2 protein-coding genes and 1 pseudogene are annotated in these 1667 nt (G+C 38.7%); all 3 read right to left on the reverse strand.

The window, feature by feature from the left end:
* Positions 1-439: 439 nt before the first annotated feature.
* Entirely contained in the window at positions 440-871 is a 432-nt protein-coding gene (locus ACFILT_RS07020) for a hypothetical protein (RefSeq protein WP_375640466.1), read from the reverse strand.
* 5 nt (positions 872-876) lie between these two features.
* A complete protein-coding gene (locus tag ACFILT_RS07025; protein WP_375677174.1) occupies positions 877-1338 on the reverse strand; it encodes a hypothetical protein in 462 nt (153 codons plus the stop codon).
* A pseudogene (locus ACFILT_RS07030) lies at positions 1335-1667 on the reverse strand (hypothetical protein); the annotation flags it as partial. The gene ACFILT_RS07025 and the pseudogene ACFILT_RS07030, both read right to left, overlap by 4 nt.

Below are 1667 nucleotides of genomic sequence, written 5' to 3' on the forward strand. Positions count from 1 at the left end.
GATTTCCTACATTGCGCGCAATTCACCCGTGGCGTGAATCACGCATCTGTTAAAAGGCTGGTTTTGGGGTGTTAGAGTTTTGTCTTTACAGGTTGTACAATCCGATCAATTGGAATGCGTTTTATATATGCACAATGATCAGAATATAGCGTCAACAAGAAAGATTCATCTGAATTGGGTGGTATCATTTCAAATCTAGTGCATGCAAACGGTCTGAATTCGTATGAAAATGCAAAGCATTGCGATCCTATGAGTTCCATTGGCACGATATTCTCTTCACTTAAGAAGGCATCTATTTTGTCTTTAGAGATTATGGTATCTACATAGGGCTCGCCCTTATCTCCAGAGATCGTTATACAAAGTTCACTTGGATTGTGGGTATTTCTCACAACTAACTGCGAACACAAAGTAGGTTTAATTTCATATCTATACATAATAATTATCTTCTCTCGCTCGTTGTGATAATACTGCCTCCACGAACCTCTGAATCTCCGTAAATGTGTGCGTTACCATACACTTCTGCATTGCAATGAACACTTGCGTTTTCGTAAACATGTGCTTTTCCAAAAATACGACCACCATATATTTTTGCGTTATGATGAATTGTTGCATTTTCATAAATATTTGCAAAATAACAAACTTTTGAGTTATCAAATACCTTGGCATTGTTGTAAACTTTTGCACCGCTATAAACCATGGCATCATCATAAACCCAACAGTCTCCTTCATGACTTAAGTTGCTCTCACCTTCTATAAAGCCGCCTAGGTCACCTTTCTTGACTCTTCCAAAGTCTCTTAATGCTCTAATTCGGTGAAGAGTTCTTCCATCAAACACAATTTTTTCATCAGTAAGTTCGTATTTCTTTTCCATGATTACTATTTTTCACGTTCTACGATTACGGTGGAGCCACTAATTTTACAATTTCCAGCAATGTTTACACGACAGCAAATATATGCTTGATTGTAAATTTTAGCATTTCCGTAAACGTGTACACTTTCCCCTATAACAGAATTCCCATAAATCCGCGCATAGTCAAAAACCTTGGCATTATCTCCAACAGAAGCACCACCAACTTCGGCATAATCAGAAACTTGTGCATTGCCATAAACGCGTGCATTCCCATAAACCCGCGCATCATCATAAACCTTGGCATCACCGTAAACTTGTGCATTGCCAAAAATCCAACAGTCTCTCTTATGGCTTAAGTTGCTCTCTTTTTCTATAAAACCGCCTAGGTCACCTTTTTTGACATATCCAAAGTCTCTTAATGCTCTAATTCGGTGAAGAGTTCTTCCATCAAACACAATTTTTTCATCAGTAAGTTCGTATTTTTTCATCTGGTCTTTTCTCCAGTTGAGATTCTTTTATCGCCATCAATCCAGTCGTCCCAACATACACATGCATCACCGTAAATTTTTGCATGACCGTAAACATGCGCATCACCGGAAACTTCTGCATTGCCGTAAACACGCGCCCTATCGTAAATGTATGGCTCTTCGTAAACTTGTGCATTACCATAAACTTCTGCATTATCAAAAACGTGCGGTTCACCGCAAATATATGCATCACCGTAAACTTCTGCATGACCGTAAATGCATGGTTCATCGAAAACTTTTGCTTTGCCATAAATACGAGAATTGCCGTAAACATGTGCATAACCGTAAAC

Source organism: Bartonella sp. AP7XZML (genome assembly GCF_042195745.1).
Lineage (GTDB): Bacteria > Pseudomonadota > Alphaproteobacteria > Rhizobiales > Rhizobiaceae > Bartonella.

Coding starts and splice junctions, on each gene's coding strand:
- ACFILT_RS07020 (WP_375640466.1), bottom strand. CDS start 871: ATGGAAAAGAAATACGAACTTACTGATGAAAAAATTGTGTTTGATGGA.
- ACFILT_RS07025 (WP_375677174.1), bottom strand. CDS start 1,338: ATGAAAAAATACGAACTTACTGATGAAAAAATTGTGTTTGATGGAAGA.